At 61.6% G+C, this 20,080-nt stretch carries 17 protein-coding genes; 13 read left to right on the forward strand and 4 right to left on the reverse strand.

What is annotated here, in order from left to right; translation table 11 throughout:
• Positions 1–311: 311 nt before the first annotated feature.
• Positions 312–983, forward strand: coding sequence for a MarR family winged helix-turn-helix transcriptional regulator (locus tag J8I87_RS35555; protein ID WP_209936994.1), 672 nt, complete (start codon positions 312–314; stop codon positions 981–983).
• A 76-nt stretch (positions 984–1,059) separates the two neighbouring features.
• On the opposite strand, the gene J8I87_RS35560 is transcribed toward J8I87_RS35555, so the two are convergent.
• The 4 genes from J8I87_RS35560 to J8I87_RS35575 all read right to left on the reverse strand — a co-directional run bounded on the left by J8I87_RS35560 (position 1,060) and on the right by J8I87_RS35575 (position 6,898).
• On the reverse strand, positions 1,060–2,028 hold the full coding sequence (locus tag J8I87_RS35560) for a PDR/VanB family oxidoreductase (RefSeq protein WP_209936996.1): 969 nt from the start codon (positions 2,026–2,028) through the stop codon (positions 1,060–1,062).
• Between the two features lie 198 nt (positions 2,029–2,226).
• The gene (locus J8I87_RS35565) at positions 2,227–4,047 is read right to left on the reverse strand and encodes an acyl-CoA dehydrogenase C-terminal domain-containing protein (protein ID WP_209936997.1); all 1,821 of its coding nucleotides are present in this window, start codon (positions 4,045–4,047) and stop codon (positions 2,227–2,229) included.
• 2 nt (positions 4,048–4,049) lie between these two features.
• A complete protein-coding gene (locus J8I87_RS35570) occupies positions 4,050–5,723 on the reverse strand; it encodes a 3-hydroxyacyl-CoA dehydrogenase NAD-binding domain-containing protein (RefSeq protein WP_209936998.1) in 1,674 nt (557 codons plus the stop codon).
• Positions 5,724–5,728: 5 nt separating this feature from the next.
• Positions 5,729–6,898, reverse strand: a complete 1,170-nt coding sequence (locus J8I87_RS35575) for a thiolase domain-containing protein (protein WP_209936999.1) — start codon at positions 6,896–6,898, stop codon at positions 5,729–5,731.
• A gap of 245 nt (positions 6,899–7,143) precedes the next feature.
• On the opposite strand from J8I87_RS35575, the gene J8I87_RS35580 reads away from it, so the two are divergent.
• The 12 genes from J8I87_RS35580 (at position 7,144) to J8I87_RS35635 (ending at position 20,064) form a co-directional block, all read left to right on the forward strand.
• Positions 7,144–8,991, forward strand: coding sequence for an AMP-binding protein (locus tag J8I87_RS35580; RefSeq protein ID WP_209937018.1), 1,848 nt, complete (start codon positions 7,144–7,146; stop codon positions 8,989–8,991).
• A 32-nt stretch (positions 8,992–9,023) separates the two neighbouring features.
• On the forward strand, positions 9,024–9,836 hold the full coding sequence (locus J8I87_RS35585) for a crotonase/enoyl-CoA hydratase family protein (protein WP_209937000.1): 813 nt from the start codon (positions 9,024–9,026) through the stop codon (positions 9,834–9,836).
• Between the two features lie 56 nt (positions 9,837–9,892).
• On the forward strand, positions 9,893–11,110 hold the full coding sequence (locus J8I87_RS35590; RefSeq protein WP_245254391.1) for a Rieske 2Fe-2S domain-containing protein: 1,218 nt from the start codon (positions 9,893–9,895) through the stop codon (positions 11,108–11,110).
• Positions 11,107–11,790: an RraA family protein gene (locus J8I87_RS35595; RefSeq protein ID WP_209937001.1), complete on the forward strand. Its 684-nt coding sequence runs from the start codon at positions 11,107–11,109 to the stop codon at positions 11,788–11,790. Before J8I87_RS35590 ends, J8I87_RS35595 begins: the two co-directional genes overlap by 4 nt.
• Positions 11,791–11,793: 3 nt before the next feature.
• Complete coding sequence (locus J8I87_RS35600; protein ID WP_209937003.1) at positions 11,794–12,450, forward strand: RraA family protein; 657 nt, start codon at positions 11,794–11,796, stop codon at positions 12,448–12,450.
• Entirely contained in the window at positions 12,447–13,121 is a 675-nt protein-coding gene (locus J8I87_RS35605) for a 4-carboxy-4-hydroxy-2-oxoadipate aldolase/oxaloacetate decarboxylase (RefSeq protein ID WP_209937004.1), read from the forward strand. The genes J8I87_RS35600 and J8I87_RS35605 overlap by 4 nt, the downstream gene beginning before the upstream one ends.
• A gap of 39 nt (positions 13,122–13,160) precedes the next feature.
• Complete coding sequence (locus J8I87_RS35610; protein WP_209937005.1) at positions 13,161–14,156, forward strand: protocatechuate 3,4-dioxygenase; 996 nt, start codon at positions 13,161–13,163, stop codon at positions 14,154–14,156.
• A 59-nt stretch (positions 14,157–14,215) separates the two neighbouring features.
• Positions 14,216–15,214 carry an amidohydrolase family protein gene (locus J8I87_RS35615; protein WP_209937006.1) on the forward strand — a complete coding sequence of 333 codons (999 nt, stop codon included), beginning with the start codon at positions 14,216–14,218 and terminating at the stop codon, positions 15,212–15,214.
• Positions 15,215–15,423: 209 nt separating this feature from the next.
• Positions 15,424–16,533, forward strand: a complete 1,110-nt coding sequence (locus J8I87_RS35620; protein WP_245254392.1) for a porin — start codon at positions 15,424–15,426, stop codon at positions 16,531–16,533.
• Positions 16,534–16,756: 223 nt separating this feature from the next.
• The gene (locus J8I87_RS35625; protein ID WP_209937008.1) at positions 16,757–18,130 is read left to right on the forward strand and encodes a spinster family MFS transporter; all 1,374 of its coding nucleotides are present in this window, start codon (positions 16,757–16,759) and stop codon (positions 18,128–18,130) included.
• Between the two features lie 93 nt (positions 18,131–18,223).
• Entirely contained in the window at positions 18,224–19,117 is an 894-nt protein-coding gene (locus J8I87_RS35630) for a fumarylacetoacetate hydrolase family protein (RefSeq protein ID WP_245254393.1), read from the forward strand.
• On the forward strand, positions 19,114–20,064 hold the full coding sequence (locus tag J8I87_RS35635; RefSeq protein WP_209937010.1) for a cupin domain-containing protein: 951 nt from the start codon (positions 19,114–19,116) through the stop codon (positions 20,062–20,064). Before J8I87_RS35630 ends, J8I87_RS35635 begins: the two co-directional genes overlap by 4 nt.
• Positions 20,065–20,080 lie beyond the last annotated feature (16 nt).

The raw sequence follows: 20,080 nt of genomic DNA on the forward strand, positions 1-20,080 counted from the left end.
GTACATCTCCATTTATCACCGTTGATACGCTCTTGACGCATTGGACGCGCCAACGCCCGGTCATTGAAGCCTCTAGCAAGGACGCGCTCTCCAGGGCGTTCCTCTCGCGAGTCCGTCCCCGCGCAGACGTGTGTCAACTCACGTTCGACTTTTCGTCGGCGCCTCGACTGCGCCGTCTGGCGGTCCGAATTGCGTGATCGAAGGTTTCATCTGTCGCGACGTGACGGTGGTCGACACTGACCAACCAGCTACCATCGGCAAAACACCACCGAATGCGTCGTTCCTCCACCAGGCAACCAAACCATCTCCAGATGTCCGCATCCTCGGCATTGGCCGCGTTCGCAGCGCTTTGCCGGATATGTTTTGCTAAATCCAACAATTCCTCCATCATTGAAAGGCGACTGGCTATCCCAGAGTTCAATAGTTTTCCATGCTCGGTATCGTGGACCGAAACGACGGTATACTCACCACATCCAACGCTCGGACTGAGCCCGAGCGGCAAGACAACACGTGGGAATCCGATGTCCGTTAGCGCTCGCACCTTCTTCTATATCCAGCAAGTCGAGCAATTGATTCGTCGTAGACTCGACGAATGTCTGCTGGCTATCGACATTACAGCCGGTCAATACATGGTCCTCAACCTGATTGCGCACCACGAGCCGATATCGTCGGCCGATCTGGCGCGCAAAACGATGATGACAGCGCAGTCGATGGGCGAGTTCATTCGGGCGCTTGAGGCTAAAAAACTCGTCGAACGGCAATCGACCCAGCTCAACAAGCGCACCATGCTGATTTCGTCGACCGCTGCTGGACGTAAGGTTCTCATCCGGTGCGAATCGAAAATCGACGAAGCCGAACGTGACTTCTTCAGTTGCCTCAGCGGTGAAGACTTGGCGAGCCTGCGCATCCTGATGAGCCGGGTACGCAGCGCACAACTCGGAAAGCTGGCCAAGGAGATTGACTCAACAACGCCTTCCATCTAACGATGCGCCAGATTGACGGTGTCCACGCGCAGCACTCCGTCGGTCCGTCTTCTGCCTTTCTAAACGGCGCCTATTTTTACGCATCCAACGTCAAAACAGGTGTCGTGCTGCGCGAGCAGCAGATGAGCATGCTTTTTCCGGCACTTCGAGATTCGGTGGACAACAGGCTGTCTCGATGATCCGGCGTCCCGCCGAGGACGCGCGTTTCGCAGAGACCGCAGGCCCCTTGCATGCAGCCAAACGGCACATCGATGCCATTTTCGAGCAGTACGTCGAGAACCGAGTGGTCAGGCGGAACTTCAAATGACTGACCTGATTTCGCCAACACAACCGTGAACTCCCGACTGACACCCTCTTGTTGCGCAGGCGCGAACCGCTCCAGATGTACCGTTTGCGCGGGCCGGCCCTCAGTTGCCGCCTCGAATGCGTCAAGCATCGACCGGGGGCCGCAGCAGTACACGTGTGCGTTGCTCGGCGTTTCGCGAAGCACGGCTGCCATATCCAATCGTTGCCCGCCAGGTTCGTTGTCGAAATAAGCGTGGAGTTCGCCATTAGGCGAAGCCTTAGAAAATCGTTCGATATCCGATAGATAGGCCGCGCGGCCGTGGTCACGCGCAGCGTAGTGCAGCACCCACGAGCGTCCCAATGTTTCGAGACGTTGCACCATAGACCAGAGCGGCGTAATACCAATGCCGCCAGCGATCAGTACACTCAGGTTCGCGTCCTCTACCAGCGGAAACAAATTGCGAGGCACGCCAATCTGCAAAATGTCCCCGACACGCAGCGTTTCGTGAATGTGCCGCGACCCGCCACGGCTGCTGGCGTCCTTTGCGACTGCTATTTCATAGCGTTTCGGCGTGCCGTCCCAGCGTACGACGGAGTAGCTGCGCGAGAGCTTCCCGTTCAGGGTGACATCGATATGCGACCCAGCGTCCGCGGCGGGCAAGTCGCGTCCGTCCAGCGCTTCCAGCACGACGCCAACGACGCTGTCCGCCAGCAAGGTCATCGATTTGACGCGGACATTGGTCAGCGGTAGTTCGCTCATAAAATATCTGATCCATTCATAGGGTAGACAAAATCATCGGCCCGGCGACTAGTGTGCAACCAGCTTCGCTGATTGCAGCCCGTTGCGCGTTTGGTCGGACCGCTCTGCTATCGCCAGGCTCGCGCGGTGCGCGGGACGCGAACCCCGCATGTTCGGCACGCAACATGCGGGGTTCGCGAACGCATATGGACCGCGTTATCAGATCCAGTCGTCGGGCATGGAAAGAAGGCTGTCGTTGCCGCATTCGATGCGACGACAAATAGCTTCGAGCAGCGGCAATTGTCTCTGCATCCACACCTTTGCCAATGCGAGCTTGGTCAAGCGTGTGGTCTCGTCGACGTATCGACATCTCGTGCCGTCGAGTACTACCGCGGCGATTTCACTCCAGGTCCAGCCGACGTACAAGATACCCATAGCGGTGAGAACGTCGTATGAAGCAGCGTCGGCATGACCGTAGTTCGCGAAGCCGTCTGAATTTAGCCATGCGATGGACTTGCTCAGGCGTTGCAGCCCATCGTCCAGCGGCACCGTATATGGCTTGAGTTCCACTTGATCGCAGTGACGTTCGATGAAATGGGAGACCGCTCGCGCAAAGTGTTTCCATGGGCGACCTTCGTGCGAGAACAGCTTGCGGTGTACAAGGTCAGTGGCCTGAATTCCGTTTGCGCCTTCGTAAAGCTGACCGACTCTGGCATTACGCACGAACTGTTCGATGCCGTAATCCTTGATGTAACCGTGTCCGCCGAGCACCTGCTGGCACGCGACTGCGGCATCGAAGCCGCGGTCGGTAAAGAATGCTTTCATCACGGGAGTCAGGACGTCGAGCATGTCGGCGGCTGCCTGTCGCTCCTCCGCGTCGGGTGCCGACTGGGCAATCGACTGCCACATCGCCGCTCGCATGGCGCCAGCGCGCGCGCCCTCGGCGAAAGAGCGCGCTTCGAGCAACAGCCGCCGCACGTCGGCATGCGCGATGATCGGGTCCGCCACTTTGACCGGGTCGCGCAGCTTCGGGCCGGCACGCCCCGAGCGCCGTTCGCGCGCATAATCCGCCGCGTTCTGCCGTGCAATTTCTGCGTAACCGACCCCGGACACGGCTGTACCCACGCGGGCGTAGTTCATCAGGTGGAACATCGGCGCCATGTTGGCCGCCGTGCCGCGGCCGCCCGTCTCGCCAATGCGCCACGCCACCGCACCTTCGAAATCGAGTGCACAGGTCGCGCTGCCCTCGATACCCATCTTGTGCTCGATGGAGCGTGCATAGACGCTGTTGCGCTTGCCCAGCTCGCCGGTGTGCGGATCGATGATCCGCTTGGGCACCATAAAGACATGCACCGACGAAAGGTCGGAAGGTACGCGTCCTTCCGCGTCGGGCACCTTGGCCAGCACGATGTGAACAATGTTGTCAGCCAGGTCGTGATCGCCACCGGATATGAAAATCTTGCGCCCGGTGATTCGCCACGTCCCGTCGGGCTGGCATGTTGCGCGTGTGGAGATCTGGCGCAGATCTGTGCCCGCCTGCGGTTCCGTCATGCACATCGTCGCCGTCCAGTCGCCGTCCGAGAGGCGCGGCACGACATGACGCCTGATCCATTCCGGCGCAAGCGCGGCCAGCATGCTGGCCGCCGGCGCACAAAAACTGCTGTACATCGAGAACGATTGGCCAGTCGATGCCCGCATCTCCGACATTGGCACCGACATGACGGGCGGCAGTCCGGCCCCGCCCAGCGCTTCGGCAAGGCTCAGTCGGTGCCAGCCCGCTTCGCGATACGCATCCCATGCGGCCTTGAAGCCGGTGGGCGTGCGAACCTGTCCATCGTGAAACTGGGCGCCCTGGGTGTCGCCGGGTTGATTAAGCGGATGCAGCACCTCCTCGTGAAATTGAGCGGCGGCTTCGAGGATGGCCGAAGTCAGATCGGGAGTGAGCTCGGCGAAGCCGGGCAACTGTTTGTGTTCCTCCACCCGCAGGAAGTCGTGAAGGATGAAGAGCCAGTCTTTGACCGGCGCGCGATAAGTCGGCATGGTTAGCGTGATGTTCTGACGTTGGAGATGCGTTCCGAAGCCTCGGCGAGCTGCACAAGCAGCTCCGCCGGCCGGAACAGGTCGCCATGGCGAGCGCGAAGCGCGGCGAGTTTCGTAACGACGGATTGCAGTTCGAGCATGTCGGCGTAGTACATGGGGCCGCCTTTCCAGTCCGGCCACCCATAGCCGAGCTGCCAGATGAGATCGATGTCGCTGGCACGCTCGACGATGCCTTCGGCGAGCAGTTTTGCGCCCTCGTTGATCATCAGCAGGATCAGGCGGTCGTGAACTTCTTCGTCCGAAAGCGCACGTCGCTCCATGCCCTCGACGCGCGAAGCTTCCTCGATCAACGCCGTCACCTCCGGGTCAACGAGCGGCCGCCGCTTTCCAGGCTCATAGCGGTAATAGCCGCGCCCGGCGCGCTGCCCGGTACGGCCGCGCGCATGCAACTGCTCGATGAGCCAGTCTTTCTGCCCTGCCCGCTGGCGCGCGCGGAAAGTCAGTTCGATACCGCCCGCCATGTCCTGCAGCTCGAACGTTCCCATTGGCAGGCCGAGCTTGCGCAGCACACGGTCGATCTGGTCAGGCAGCGCACCTTCGAGGAGCAGACGGGCGGCCTGGCGCTCGCGGGCGATCATCATGCGATTACCCGCGAAACCGTCACACACACCAACCACGATCGCGACCTTGCCGATCGACGAGGCGAGATTCCGCGCGGCATCCAGTGTCTCAATCGATGTCGACGATGTGCGGACCACCTCGATGAGTCGCATCACATTCGCGGGATTGAAGAAATGAAGCCCGACGACGGAATGCGGACGTTGCGTCGCGGCCGCAATCAGGTTGATGTCGAGAGTGGACGTATTGGTCGCAAGCAACGCTTCGGGCGCCGCGTGTCGATCGATCTGCGCGAAGAGTTGCTGCTTGAGCGCCAGGTCTTCCCATACGGCTTCGATTACCACGTCGGCGCTTGCGATCTCCGCCATGTCCTGACCGCACGTCAAGCGCGCGAGCCGGGCGTCACGCTCGTGTGAGGCAAGACGCTCGCGCTCTACATCGCGCCCGTACGAGTCGCGGACCCGCTCCATCGCGACGGCAAGCGACGCTTCCGACTGGTCGATCAGGTGCACCGAAAGGCCACCGGCCAACACGGCCATTGCAATGCCGACGCCCATGTTGCCGGCGCCGATCACCACGGCGCGACGGAACACACGCTCGCTGCGTAGCGCCTGCGCTTTCAGCTCCGCGCGTGCCGCTTGCGAATACGCCCTCGCAGCCTCGGCGCGAGGTGTGGTGAAGGCGGGCACGTGCTGCCCGTCGTGCGTCGGCACGAAATGCAGCGTCACCGGGTCGCCTATGTTCAGCGAGTTGACGTCCGCGTCGAGGATCACGGAATTCAGACGCAGCCCTTCTTCCGTTTCGATAATGGCCGGCGCCGTCGGCCGGGGGCTACGATCGACGATCGAATACGAATAGATCGTGCCGCGCCCCGACAAACGCCGCCACGACAATTCCCGGCTGCCGCAAAACGGGCAATGCATTCTCGGGTAGTAGTGCAGCGTATCGCAGGCACTGCAATGCTTCGCTTGAAGGACTCCTGAGCGAGCCGCCTCCCAGAAAGGTTCGTCGCCGGGAAACACTACGGGTGCCGGAGGAAATCCCCGATTCGGTTTCATGTGCTTTACTCCGCTTGCAGAATTAAGGTGCCCGCCGCGTGCGTGCCAGCCAGATTGCCGCCCGTGCCGTGCGCCAGCACGAACTCGCGGCGCGCCACCTGAACGGCCGGATGCGCTTCGCCTCGGCATTGCCGCACGGCTTCGAGGATCTTCGTCATTCCGCCTTTGTTGCCCGGGTGGTTGTTGCACAAGCCGCCGCCATCCGTGTTGAACGGCAGGCGGCCCTCGCCTGCGATCAGGTTGCCGTCGGCGACGAACCACCCGCCCTTCCCCTTGGCGCAGAACCCGAGATCTTCGAGCTGCACGATCACCGTAATCGTGAAGCTGTCGTACAACGACGCATAGCCGATGTCCGCCGGGCTGATGCCAGCCTCGGCAAACGCGCCCGCTCCGGAACGTGCGCCGGCCGAGGTCAGCAGATCGATACGTCCGCCATCGGGGTGTTTCACCGCCGTGCCTGTCCCGATGACCTTGACCTTGGGGCGCGCCAGTCGCTTCGCGATTTCCGGGCGCGTGACGACCACCGCGCCACCGCCGTCCGTCACGACACAACAATCGAGACGGTGCAGCGGATCGGCGACGAGCGGCGAGTCGAGCACATCCCGCACCGACACGACTTCACGGTGGACGGCGTTCGGGTTGTGCTGAGCATGATGCGAGGCCGCGACGCGGACCCAGGCGAGTTGCTCAGGCGTCGTGCCGAACTCATGCATATGACGCCGCGCCACCATCGCGTACCCATACATCGGATGCGGCGGCACTGCGGCCTGGAACGGCAGGTTCGGCATCGTTTCGCGATCGACTCCCGCGAGTTTCGTGCCCGCTCCCGCCGCGAGCGGACGATCTGCCATCGTGATCAGCGCCACATTGCAATGCCCGGCCGCGATTGCCTCCACGGCGTGCGCGACGTGCAACAGGTAGGCCGAGCCGCCCGATTCCGTGGTGTCGACATGACGCAGATTGCGCAGGCCGATGTATTCGGCCATCGTGAGCGCTCCGAGCCCGGGCGCGTCGGCGCCGCAAAAATAGCCGTCGACGTCGTCAGGCGACAATCCAGCGTCTTCGAGTGCGCCGAGTGCGACGTCCGCATGCATCTGGGCGGTCGACAGGCCCTCGGCCCGGCGAACAGGATGTTCGTAGATCCCCGCTATATATGCGGCGCCTTGAATACTCATGGTGAAGGGTCCCTCCGTGGTTGGCGCGCGACATCGAGCCAGTGCGGGAACCGGCGTATTCGCGCTTTGAGGTGCGATACATCTGCTATAGTAAGGCTACCTTATATCACGCGTCGCGAAGGAATTCCAAAAAATGCGGCAATAGGGTTTGTACTATGTGGATTAAGCTCCGAAATCTATATAAGGTACCCTTACTACATGACCTGGTCGTGCTGTTGCTCGATCTCTGAGATGCTTTCTTGAACATGATTGCCCAGTTCCCATTCATCAATCTCCCCTTCTTCGAGCGCAACCTCGAGGTCGTCGAGCGAGACGACGGCGCAGTCCTTATGCGCAGCAAGGTGCCGCTCGGTCCAGTCGAGCCGCATCTGCCGGCCGTGCTGAGGCGTCGTGCGCTGGAACGTCCCGAGCGGCCATGGCTGAAACAGCGCTGCCCGCAAACCGGCGACTGGCGCACGCTCAGCTACGGCGAGGCCGCCCGCCAGGTCGACGCAGCGACCCAATGGTTGCTCTCACAACGTCTCGACGGACGCAGCGTGATGGTGCTGAGCGGCAACACGCTGGAACACGCGGTCATCGAACTCGCCGCCATGCAGGCGCACATTCCCTATGTGCCCGTGACCCCCGCCTATTCGCTGCTGAGCACCGATTTCGCCAAGCTCAAGGCGATGGTCGCCTTGATCAAGCCCGCAGTGATCTTCGTGCAGAGCGCGAGCCAGTTCCGCGCGGCGCTGCAGGCCGTCGATTCGCGTGACGCGCGCGTCATTTACGTCGACGATCCGGCGGATGACATCGACGCCACGGCGTGGCACGCGGTTCTCGCCACGCCAGTGGGCCCGCAGGTGCAGGCGTCGATCGACACCATTACGCACGATACGGTCGCCAAGTACCTCTTCACATCGGGCTCGACGGGCGAGCCCAAGGCCGTGCCCGTCACGCAGCGCATGCTTTGCGTATCGATGGCCATGCACGCGCAGACTGTGGGCCATGATCCCGTCGCTCCGGAATCCGTGCTGCTCGAATGGCTGCCGTGGAGTCACGTGGCCGGCGGCACAGCGATCTTCAACAGCATCCTGCACGATGGCGGGACGATGTACATCGACGACGGACGCCCCGTGCCCGGCGAGTTCGCGAAGACGCTGCGCAACCTCAAGGAGGTTTCGCCGACCCGCTTCAGCAGCGTGCCCGCAGGCTACGCGATGCTTGCGGATGCGCTGGAAGCGGACGAGACGCTCGGTCAGCAGTTTTTCCGGCGCCTGCGCCGCCTTACGTCGTCCGGCGCCAAGCTACCCGACAGTCTCTACGAACGTCTGCAAATCCAGGCCGTTCGCCACCTTGGGCACCGCATTCCGTTCGTGGCCAGCTATGGCTCGACCGAGACGTGCGCCGCCACCACAGTGGTGCATTGGCCCACGGAACAAGCCGGGTTGGTTGGCCTTCCGCAGCCTGGCGTCGAACTGAAGCTGGTGCCGCTCGACGAAGAACGCTATGAAATCCGCGCGCGTGCCGCCTCTGTCATGACGGGCTATTTGCAACAACCGGAGCTGACGCGCCTCGCCTTCGACGACGAAGGTTATTACCGTCTGGGCGATGCCGTGACCTTCGTGGATCGGACAAAGCCCGAGGAAGGGCTCGCCTTTGCCGGTCGCGTCGCTGAAGAATTCAAACTTCAGTCGGGCATCTTCGTGCGTGTCGGCACACTGCGCGTCGAGGTGATCAGCAGCACCGCCCCGCTGCTGCGCGACGTGGTCGTCGCGGGCGCCGATCTGCCTTATGTGGCGCTTCTCGCATGGCCGAACCCGGACGCATGTCAGGAACGTTTCGGCTTGGGCGACGCGCAGGCGCTTTGCTGCCACGCGCCATTTCACGACGCGCTGCGCGAAGCGCTGCTGCGCCACAACGGACGTCACACCGGTAGCAGCATGCGCATACGCCGTGTGATGCTGTTGAGCGAACCGCCGTCGAGCGATGGCGGTGAGATCACCGACAAGGGTTATATCAACCAGCGGGCCGTGCTCGCGCGGCGGGCGAGCGCAGTCGCGGCGCTATACGCGGACAAACCCGACGCTAACGTCGTGACAATCGAAGCGTAGTGTCCTGAAGAGATTTTTTAAAACAAAGATCCATGACCACCGATATTTCCAACGCAGTCGAGCGGCTGATCGAGATCCAACGCGAAGATGAGATCGCGCTCGTCAAACTGAATCGTGCTGACAAGCGCAACGCCATTAACGACGCGCTACTTGCAGAACTCGCCTCCGTGTTCTCCGATGGACTGGAGGGCGCGCGTGCCGTCATTCTCCATGGCGAGGGCGAGCACTTCTGCGCAGGCCTCGACCTTTTCGAGCTCATGAGCAAGCGCAGCCCCGATGTGCTCGCAGGCATGCGTCGCTCGCGGGCATGGCACCGTACCTTCGACCTGATCCAGTATGGTGAGCTTCCCGTCATCAGCGTTCTGAAGGGCGGCGTGATCGGCGGCGGCTTCGAGCTTGCCGCGGCGACGCACGTTCGCGTCGTCGAACGATCGGCGTTCTTTCAGTTGCCCGAAGGCCAGCGCGGCATTTTCCTCGGCGGCAGCGGCTCCGTGCGGATTCCGCGGCTCATCGGCGCCTCACGAGTAACCGAAATGATGCTCACGGGCAGCGTGCTCAATGTGAACGACGCGCACCAGATCGGGCTTGCGCACTATGTCGTCGACGATGGTGCCGGCCTTGCAAAGGCGCGCGAGCTGGCGCAGCGCATCGCCGGCAACGCGGCGGCCACCAACTACGCAATCATCAACGGCATCAACCGGATCTCGGAGATGCCAGTCGGCGAGGGACTGTTCGCCGAAACCATGATCACGGCGATGACCCGGTCCGCCAACACGGATGCGGCAAAACGGATTGCCGAATTCTTCGACGGCCGCCGCAACCAGTCTGCCCCCTCGGCAACCTGACGAACTTTACTCTTCTGGATATCTGGTTAAGCGAGCCACGTTATAAGGACACCGAAATGCTATCTAAAGAAGACAACGAGCTACTGACACGCGTCAGCAATGGCGCGCCGATGGGGCAGATGCTCAAGCAAAACTGGTGGATTCCGGCGGCCTTGTCGGACAAGCTGGAAGCCGACGGCAAACCAATGCGAGTGCAACTGTTCGGAGAGCAATACGTCGCCTTTCGTGCAACCAATGGCAAGGTCGGATTCTTCGATGAAGCCTGCCCGCATCGGCGCGCTTCGCTCGCGTTGGGGCGCAACGAAGACAACGCACTGCGCTGCATTTTTCACGGCTGGAAGTTCAACGTCGACGGCGTGACGGTGGCTGTGCCGACACAGCCGAACAATGAAGCGGAGTACTGCAAGCACGTACCGCTCAAGCACTATCCGGTGCGTGAGGAGGGCGGCATTGTCTGGGTGTGGCTGGGCGAAGGCGACACGCCACCGAAATTCCCTGAGCTGCCGCTCGTCGGTCTGCCGCGCGAAAACTTCGTCGTATTCCGGCAGAAGGTCAACTCCAACTGGCTGCAGGGCGTGGAGACCACGATGGACTCCGCCCATCTCGGCGTGCTTCACCAGAGCTGGCTCGTGGGCTTCGGCGACATCGAATTCTCGTCGGAAAACATGGCGCCCGTGTATCACATTGCGCAAAAGCCATTCGGCTTCCGCTATGCGGCCGTACGTGGGCTCAAGGACGGGCGAGCGTACGTTCGCACGAACTCGTTCGTCATGCCGTGGTTCGGCATTGTTTCGCCCAATCAGTCCGACATCCAGGGCGGCAGCATCTTCTTCTCGGTGCCAATCGACGACGAGAACATCTACTACTGGCAGATCACCTATCGGGTCAACGAGAAGCTGGTGCCCAACAAGACGCACGCGTATGAGGACCCCGATTCGTGGCCGCCTTTGCCGCCAGGTCCGCCCGAGGACAACTGGGGGCAGGATCGCGAGGCCATGAAGCAAGGACACTTTACCGGCTTTACGCAGATGCTGGGCACGGAGGACTTCGCCGTCATGGTCAGCATGGGTCCGATCGTGGATCGATCGAAGGAATATCTCGGTGCCGGGGACGGTGCGATTCTGGCAGTGAGGCGCTGTCTTTTGAAGGCTGTGCGCGAATTCATGAACAAATCCGTGCCGACGCTCGCACGCCATGAAGAGATCGACTATCTCAGCACTGGCCCGATTTCGGGCGTATTCAACAACGAAGCTGAGTGGCGCGCACTGCTATGAAAAACGATCTCATACAACGCCTGAAGCGGCTTGATACATGCGCTGTCTCAGATGCGCTCGATCGTCTGGGCATTGCCGGACAAGTCACGACCAATTTGCCGCGGCGAGCCTCGAATCTGAAGATTGCCGGCACGGCCGTGACCTGCCGGCTCGTGCGCGCAGGCGAAGCGGTGCGCCGCGACACGCCTGTCCGCCACCTCGGCACCACGGCAATCGAACTCGCCAACTCCGGCGACATCATCGTTGTCGAACAGCGCACCGGCATCGACGCAGGCTGCTGGGGCGGCATCCTTTCGCTCGCGGCGTCTCTCAAGGGTATCGCGGGTGTCGTGGCGGATGGCCCCGTGCGTGACATTGAGGAAGCACGCGAATACAACCTGCCGGTGTTCTGCAGTGCCCTCACGGCACGAACCGCTCGCGGACGGGTCGAGGAAGACTCGGTCAACGCGCCAGTCTGCGTGGGCGGTGTGGTCGTGCAGGCCGGCGATCTAGTCATCGCCGACAGCAGCGCGGTTGTGTTCCTGCCTGCGGCCAGGGCGGCCGAGATCATTGCAGTGGCGGAGCAGATCGCCGCGCGGGAAGCGGCCATGACAAAGGACCTGCTGGCGGGGCGCGCCGTCACCGAGGTAATGGGCAAAGACTACGAGCACATGCTCGTCGGCGACGCAATACAAGGATGAATCATGAGTGACACTAATGTACAGCGCGCCAGCAAGCTGGATACGGCGACGCTGAGCGATGCACTCGATCGATGCGGGATCAACGGCCAGTGCCATCGCATCAAACCCAGTTCCCCCGATTTTCGCATGGCCGGCCGCGCGTGGACGCTTCGCTACGGCCCGGCAGGCAAACCGGCGGGCACCGTTGGCGACTATATCGATACGGTGCCGGACGACGCCGTCATCGTCCTCGATAACGGCGGCCGCGATGATGCGACAGTGTGGGGTGACATTCTGACGGAAGTCGCCCATCGGCGCGGACTCGCGGGCACGCTCATCGACGGCGTCAATCGTGACGTCGCGCTCTGCCGCGAGCTCGGCTATCCCGTGTATAGCCGCGGCAACTACATGCGTACCGGCAAGGACCGCGTGCAAGTCGAAGCGACTCAGGTTCCCGTCAATATCGGCGGCGCGCGTGTCGCGCCTGGCGATCTCGTGCGCGGCGACGCGGATGGCGTCGTCGTGATTCCGCGAGAACACGAGGCGCGCGTGCTCGACGTGGCCGAGAGCATCGAAGCCGCGGAAAACGCCATTCGTGCGGCTGTACGCGCGGGCATGAGCCTGCGCGACGCAAGAGACGCGCATCGCTACCATCAACTGCAAACGCGCGAGGAATCATGAGCGCATCCTTCATCTGCGCGCCGGGACAATTCCCGACCGTCCGCACATCGATCGAGCGTCCGGAAGCACACCTCGTCGCACAGGCATCGGGAATGCCGTCGTCGACGCTGCACGAGGCGCTCGGGCGCATCGGCGCGCTCCCTTCTTCGATCAAACCGGTCGCGCCCGCCATGCGGATCTGCGGACCCGCCGTCGTCGTGCACGCGCCGGGTGGCGACAATCTGTGGCTGCATCGCGCGCTCTACATTGCCGAGCCGGGCGACGTCCTCGTCGTTCACGTGAGCGGCAAGCCTGACTTCGGGTACTGGGGAGAGATCATGTCCACCGCCGCCTGCGAACGTGAGCTCGGCGGACTCGTCATCGACGGCTGCGTGCGCGACGCGGATCAGCTCGAAGCGCTCGGTTTCCCGGTGTTTTCGACCGGACTCAGCATTCGCGGCACCGGCAAGGACCAGGGGGCGCGCGGCTGGATCAACCATCCGGTGCGACTTGGCGACGTCGTGGTCAAGCCGGGCGATCTGATCGTCGGCGACCGCGATGGCGTCGTGGCCGTCCCGCGCGAACGAGTTCAGGAAGCGGTGTCCAGTTCCGCCGCGCGCGAAGCCAAAGAGATCACAGTGATGCAGCGCCTGCGCTCGGGCGAGCGCACGCTGGAGCTCTACAACTTCTGAAGCCGGACCGCGCGGTCGGCTCTACGTGGGAAATCTGATATGGCCTGCATCACCCTTGGCATCGGCACTTCGCACAGTCCGATCCTGAATTTGCCCGGCGACAACTGGCAGCGGCGCGCTGAAGACGATCTGCGCAGCCGGGCGCTCTACATGCTGGACGGCCGCAAGCTCACTTATGACGAACTCGTCATGGAGCGCGGTACGCCGTACGCAGAAGAGAGCGATCCATTCGACTTTCCCCGGCTCGCTGGCGAAGCCGAAGCCGCCCTGGACCGCATCGAAGCCTATTTGCACGCTGCACGCCCCGACGTCGTCCTCGTCATCGGTGACGATCAGGATGAACTCTTCGGCTATGACAACCTGCCCGCCATCTCCGTCTATCGCGGCGAGGAGATTGTCATGAAAGAAACGGAGTTGCCTCACCCAAAGCTGACGTGGAGCGACAAGACGTTCTGGGCAGGCTACGCGATGGATCTGCCTCGCCGCTTCCCCGGCGCGCCGAAGCTCGCCGACGATCTGATTCGCGGGCTCATCGCTCGCGGTGTCGACGTCGCGACCAGCAACGATGTGCCTGACCCGCAACGCCGTGCGTTTGGTCATGCCTATGGTTTCGTCTATCAACGGCTCATGAAGAACCTTCAGGTTCCGATGTTGCCCGTGCTCCTCAACACATACTTTCCGCCGAACAACCCGACCTCGGCCCGTTGCCATTACATCGGCGGTTGTATCGCCGAGGCGTTGGCCGCGTCCCCTATCGATGCAAAAGTGGCGATCGTCGCCTCGGGCGGATTGAGCCACTTCCTCTGCGAAGCGGCGTTCGACCAAAAGATCATCGACGCCATTAAGAACCGCGACAAAGACACGTTAACGAGTATTCCGCAGGAATCGCTCTGCTCGGGATCGTCCGAAATTCGCAACTGGATCGCAATGGCCGGCGCCCTCGGAGAACTCGATTGCGTGTACGACCAATACATCCCGGTCTATCGCACTCCGGCAGGCACCGGGATCGGCCTCGGGTTCGCGGTCTGGCAGTGACTGCCGCGACAAATGAACCGCAATCCACCTGACAACACTATTCTCCATACGACACAGTCATGATCATCGATTGCCACGGCCACGTCAGCGCTCCCGCCGAACTCTGGGTCTACAAAGCCAATCTGCTTTCGCACTTGGGCGCACACGGACGCCGTATGCCCGAAGTAAGCGACGAGCAGATCGTCCAGGCGATGAATCGCCGGGAAATGGGCCCATGCGGCCATGTGGAAGCGCTCGACCGTGTCGGCACAGACATGCAGATGCTCTCGCCCCGCCCTTTCCAGATGATGCACAGTGCCAAGCCGGGCAAGCTTGTGCACTGGTTCACGGAAGAGACCAACAACATCATCGCGCGGACCATTGCACTGATCCCCGGCAGATTCGTGCCCGTGGCCGGGTTGCCGCAGGTGGCGGGCGAGCCGATTGTTCACGCGCTGCCGGAGCTGGAGCGCTGCGTAAAGATGGGGTTTCGCGGCGTGCTCTTCAACCCGGACCCGTACGAGAACACAGGCACCGAAGCGCCGCCGCTCGGTGATCGCTATTGGTATCCGCTTTACGAAAAGCTCTGCGATCTCGACATTCCAATGCATATTCACGCCACGGGCTCGCATTCGGAACGCTCTCCCTATACGCTGCACTTCGTCAATGAAGAATCGATCGCCGTCTACGGACTCGTGCATTCGAACGTCTTCAACGACTTCCCGTCACTGAAAGTGATCTGCTCGCACGGCGGCGGCTCGATTCCATATCAGATCGGGCGCTTCCAGTCGAGCGCAGGCCGTCGCGGCATCAATTTCCTCGATGGGATGCGCAATCTCTACTACGACACGGTGCTTTATTCCGAAGAGGCGCTGCGCCTCCTCATTAAAACCGTAGGCGCCGATCGCTGCCTCTTCGGCTCGGAGTGCCCTGGCGTCGGCTCCACGGTCGATAAAACCACCGGGCGCGCACTCGATGACATCCGTCCCACCATTGCAGGGTTCGACTGGCTCAGCGAGAACGACAAGCAACTGATCTTCGAGGACAACGCACGCAAGGTATTCGGCCTCGCGTGCTGATGAACCGCCGAAGTCAGGGCGCCCAGCAACACCGCGCCCGCCCAAAGGCCAGTGACATCCTCTCCGCGGTTTTTGAACTGGCCTTTCATGGCAGCCCCCGCTTCCAGGCAAGCCGTCTTTTGCTTTGCATAGCCCTATAAAATAGATCTACATCGGAGACACGTTTGAAAACCACGCTACTCAATACCAGGTTGCGCCGGAGCGCAGCATTGGCATCCTTCGCCGTCCTGCTCGCGGGCGCCTCGACTGCGCACGCGCAGAATTCAGTTTCACTCTATGGCATTCTTTCCACGGGCGTCGCCTGGGTAAGCAACGTGGGTGGGCACTCGGCCGTCCAGATGATTCCAGGCACCATGCAGAATAACCGTTGGGGCTTGCGCGGCGCTGAGGATCTGGGAGGCGGTCTCAACGCTATCTTCGTGCTCGAAAACGGCTTCGACAGTACCAACGGCAAATTCCAGCAGGGTGGGCGTATGTTCGGACGCCAAGCCTACGTCGGTCTTAGCGGCAACTCGTGGGGTACGGTGACGCTCGGGCGCCAGTACGACATCCCCTTCGATTATCTCGACCGTTTCGAAGCGTCGGTTGCAGCGCTGGGCTTTGCAACACATATCGGCGATAACGACAATGTGTTCGGCAGCTACCGCTATAACAATTCGATCAAGTACCAGTCGCCAACGGTGAACGGCCTGCGCGGCTCGGTGATGTACGCGATGAGCAATGCGCCCGGCCAGTGGGGTTTGAATCGCTCGGTTAGCGCCGGCGCTGCCTACGAAAACGGGCCGTTCAAGCTGGCGATAGCCGGATTGAACACCAGTTACCCAGGCCCAACGTCGAACCCGAACGGCGCGGTCACTGACGATTACGTCGGGCCGCCGTTCCTGTTGTTCCATACCAGCCCGATTAACAAGAATGCGGGCGTGCGCCGTCAGCGTGAATTCGGCGGCGCCGCGCAGTACAACTTCGGCGCCGTGCGCGTGAACGGAATGATCACGGACGTCCGGTACGATTATCTCGACAACACGTCGCTGCATCTGGACAACTTCGATGTCAACGCTTCGTACTCTGTCAGGCCTGATATCGCTCTGGGCGCGGCTTATGTCTACACGAAGGGCCAATATGGCGGCGGAATCAATACTGCTCCGCACTGGAACATGGGGCAGCTCAGCTTGAACTATCTGTTCTCGAAGCGTACGAACGTCTACGTTTTTGCCAATTATCAGCGTGCCACCAACGCGACGGCCGTCACCTATCTGCTCGCGCCCTCAAGCGGTGCGAATCAGACGGTGGTCGTGGCGGGAATTCGTCACCTCTTTTAGAGCCCTTTGTCGTATCGCGCCTGACTTCACCAACTGAAGGACGACGGCCCGTACTCCGCCGATGAACCGCCGAACGGAGGCGTCGAAGTCGCGAAGCACAGCCCTCCCCCAATGAATTGCCGATGCTCTGGAGCACACCATGTTGCCCCGTAATCTCGCCGAAACCACTGCCGACCCGCACGTGAACTCATGTGCGGCCGTTTCCAGACCCTACGCAATCTGGGTGCTGTCGCTCACGACATTGATCTACGCGTTCAGCTTCATGGATCGCGTGTTGATGTCGATCGCCGCACCTGCGTTGAAAGCGGAAATGCACCTGACCGACGGCCAGCTTGGCTTGTTGATCGGCCTGGCGTTCGCGCTGTTCTATACCATCCTCGGCATTCCGATCGCGCGGCTCGCCGAGCGTTTCAGTCGGGTGATGATCATATCCGTCACCATCGTCCTCTGGTCGTTGATGACAATCGGATGCGGAACCGCGACGAACTATGCGCAGCTGTTCGCCTTCCGCGCCGGCGTGGGCATCGGCGAGGCCGGCTCTGCACCGGCAGCCTATTCTCTTCTTGCCGACTATTTTTCAAACAAGCGGCGCTCATTGATATTCGCACTCTATGCCGGCGGCGTGCCGATCGGTGTATTGATGGCATCGTTCATCGGCGCACCGCTCATCAAGAACTACGGTTGGCAGCACGCGTTTTTCTACGTCGGAATCCCGGGGGTACTGCTCGGCCTGCTCGCGTTCCTGACGATCAAGGAACCGGCACGTGGCGCTGCCGGCTCGACCGCGAGCGGCGACAGCGTCCCGCGACTCACCGAGGTAATCCGGAGAATGGTGAGCAACGGCACATCACGCAACATGCTTTTTGCCGTCATGCTGGGCATGTTCGCCATGTCCGCGATCTTCCTCTTTCTGCCCGTCTATTTCGTACGCGTCTACGGCATGAATTTCGGTCAGGCCGGTCTTGCCTTCGGAATCATCGGCGGAGTGGGCGGTCTCACGGGCAACATCCTGAGCGGCTATCTCTCAGACAGGCTCGGAAAACGCAACGCCGCCTGGCATGGTTATGTTCCCGCGCTTGGATGTATCGCAGCGGCACTGCTGTCGGGCATCGCATTCATGCAGCCCGTTGCTGCCGCAGGCGTGGCGCTTCTGGTCGGCTTCGCCGTTGGCATGAACTTCTGGAACGGACCGGCCTTTTCGGTGATCCTCTCGCTGCTGGAGCCGCGTATGCGCGCCACGGCGTCCGCGTTGACGCTCTCCGCCATGGCACTGGTCGGACAAGGTCTCGGCCCCGGCTATCTCGGCTTTCTCAGCGATTTCTTCGCGAAACGCATCTTCGATCGGCCTGATTTCTCGCAGCTCTGCGTGATCGCGAAGCACGGCGCATCGGCAGGTGCCCATACGCAGGGCGACGTGCCCGCGAACATCACCGCGCTGTGTGCTTCCGCGAGTGCCACGGGCCTCAAGTATGCGCTGCTGAGCGTCGTTCCGATCCTGCTCTGGGCCGCCGTTCACTACTGGTTGGCGGGCAGCAAATACGCCAGGCTCAAGGCCGCTGAACGGCAATACAGTCTGCGGTCCAGCCAGAGCGCATGATTTCCAGCCGCCCGACATGACCACCGGCAGCCACACTCATGTCAGGCGGCACCAGGCAAGCACTAGCGCTTCTTCTTATTACTTTCGACAGCCATGAAAATTGCGCGCTTTAATGAAGGACAACTCGGTATCGTCGTCGACGATCGCTACATCGTCGATGTTACGACTACCGTCGGTGAAGATATGGCCATGTGGCCGCCCATTGGCGCTACGCGTCTTATTGCGGACTTTGGGCGACTGAAGCCGGTCATCGAGGCCGCGCTGAAACAGCTTCCACGTGTGCCGATCAAGGATGTGAAGCTACTCACGCCGGTGCCATGGCCGAACAAGGTCATCGCCTTTCCGGTGAACTATCACGACCATGGTCGGGAAATGCAGGCCAGTTATCGGGCCACGCATCAGGGATTTTTCCTGAAACCGAACTCGTCGCTATCCGGCGCCGACGAACCCGTCGTCCTGCCGAACGTACCCACTCGCGAGGTCCATCACGAGTCTGAGCTTGCGATTGTCATCGGCAAGCAGGGTCGTGACATTGCGCGCGACGACTGGCAGCAGTACGTGTTCGGCTACGCCTGTTTGCTCGACATGGTCGTGCGCGGACGAGAGGAACGCGTATTTCGCAAGGCTTACGACACCTTCTGCCCCGTTGGCCCATGGATCGTCACGGCCGATGAAGTCGGCGACCCGGCCAATCTGGAAATGAAGCTGTGGGTCAACGACGAGCTCAAGCAACACGCCAACACACGCGACCTGGTGCTCGACATTCCCGGCATGATCGAGATGGCGTCTGCGGTAATGACGTTGTATCCCGGAGACATCGTGGCCACGGGGACGCCAGCGGGCGTCGGGAAAGTCAGCGATGGCGACAAGGTGCGAATCCGGATCGAGCGAGTCGGCGAAATGACCGTCGACATCGTGACGGGCACCGGTGGCGCAACCGAAGTGTTCGCGCAGCCCTACACTCCCGACATCATCAAACAAAAATGAACGAACTCACTGACCTCGACGAACTTTACGCCGCAATAGACGGCCTCCACATGGAGGGCGGATGGCATCGCAAGGCGCCTGCACTGTGGAGCGAACCGCGCGAGAACTTCTTGCCTACGCTCTGGCGTTATGCCGAAGTAAAGCCGATTCTCGAACGTGCCGGCGATCTGGTCGATCACCGAATGGCGGATCGTCGCAACCTGACGCTAAGGAACCCCGTGGAAGGGAACCTGTATGCGACAGTGCGCACGCTCGTCGGCGCTTATCAGTCGATCAGGCCGGGCGAAGTCGCGGACGCTCACCGGCATACGCCCAATGCGCTGCGGATCATTCTCGAAGGGCACGGCAGCTATACGGTGGTCGATGGCGTGCGGGTCGAAATGCGGCCCGGGGACGTTCTCCTGACGCCAGGCTGGTGCTGGCATTCGCATGCGAATGCCGGTCCGGACGACTGCTTCTGGGTGGACGTACTGGACGTGCCGCTCGTCCACCTGCTCGAGCCGATGTTCTTCGAGCGCCATCCCCATAAATTGGAGCAGGACGTCGTGACCGTCGCGGAGTCGCCGATCGCGTTCAGGTGGGAGGCGTCGCTCGCAGCGCTCGACAAGGCCGCGGCGCCCGCGAACGGCATGGCGCAGCGCGAGATCGAACTGGGTGCGCCGGCGATGAAGAGCACGGCGATCCACGTCCAACGCATCGGAGCGGGATTCGTGTCGCAACGATACCGCACCACTGCCAATGCGATCTTCACCGTTGTCGAAGGCCGTGGTACGACGCGCTGCGGCGACAAGGAAATGCAGTGGGAAAAAGGCGACATGTTCGCCATGCCGGCATGGCGCACTTATCAGCACAAGGTAGACGGCGACACGCATCTCGTACGTGTCAGTGACGAGCCGATCATGCGCGCCCTGGGCGTTTTGCGCGACGAAGTCGAACCCGCCGTCTAGCCACGTAATACGAGGG

This window comes from Paraburkholderia sp. LEh10 (assembly GCF_017814945.1).
Lineage (GTDB): Bacteria > Pseudomonadota > Gammaproteobacteria > Burkholderiales > Burkholderiaceae > Paraburkholderia.

Coding starts and splice junctions, on each gene's coding strand:
- J8I87_RS35590 (WP_245254391.1), top strand. CDS start 9,893: ATGCTATCTAAAGAAGACAACGAGCTACTGACACGCGTCAGCAATGGC.
- J8I87_RS35565 (WP_209936997.1), bottom strand. CDS start 4,047: ATGCCGACTTATCGCGCGCCGGTCAAAGACTGGCTCTTCATCCTTCAC.
- J8I87_RS35605 (WP_209937004.1), top strand. CDS start 12,447: ATGAGCGCATCCTTCATCTGCGCGCCGGGACAATTCCCGACCGTCCGC.
- J8I87_RS35560 (WP_209936996.1), bottom strand. CDS start 2,028: ATGAGCGAACTACCGCTGACCAATGTCCGCGTCAAATCGATGACCTTG.
- J8I87_RS35575 (WP_209936999.1), bottom strand. CDS start 6,898: ATGAGTATTCAAGGCGCCGCATATATAGCGGGGATCTACGAACATCCT.
- J8I87_RS35595 (WP_209937001.1), top strand. CDS start 11,107: ATGAAAAACGATCTCATACAACGCCTGAAGCGGCTTGATACATGCGCT.
- J8I87_RS35630 (WP_245254393.1), top strand. CDS start 18,224: ATGAAAATTGCGCGCTTTAATGAAGGACAACTCGGTATCGTCGTCGAC.
- J8I87_RS35580 (WP_209937018.1), top strand. CDS start 7,144: ATGATTGCCCAGTTCCCATTCATCAATCTCCCCTTCTTCGAGCGCAAC.
- J8I87_RS35570 (WP_209936998.1), bottom strand. CDS start 5,723: ATGAAACCGAATCGGGGATTTCCTCCGGCACCCGTAGTGTTTCCCGGC.
- J8I87_RS35615 (WP_209937006.1), top strand. CDS start 14,216: ATGATCATCGATTGCCACGGCCACGTCAGCGCTCCCGCCGAACTCTGG.
- J8I87_RS35635 (WP_209937010.1), top strand. CDS start 19,114: ATGAACGAACTCACTGACCTCGACGAACTTTACGCCGCAATAGACGGC.
- J8I87_RS35555 (WP_209936994.1), top strand. CDS start 312: ATGTCCGCATCCTCGGCATTGGCCGCGTTCGCAGCGCTTTGCCGGATA.
- J8I87_RS35585 (WP_209937000.1), top strand. CDS start 9,024: ATGACCACCGATATTTCCAACGCAGTCGAGCGGCTGATCGAGATCCAA.
- J8I87_RS35610 (WP_209937005.1), top strand. CDS start 13,161: ATGGCCTGCATCACCCTTGGCATCGGCACTTCGCACAGTCCGATCCTG.
- J8I87_RS35600 (WP_209937003.1), top strand. CDS start 11,794: ATGAGTGACACTAATGTACAGCGCGCCAGCAAGCTGGATACGGCGACG.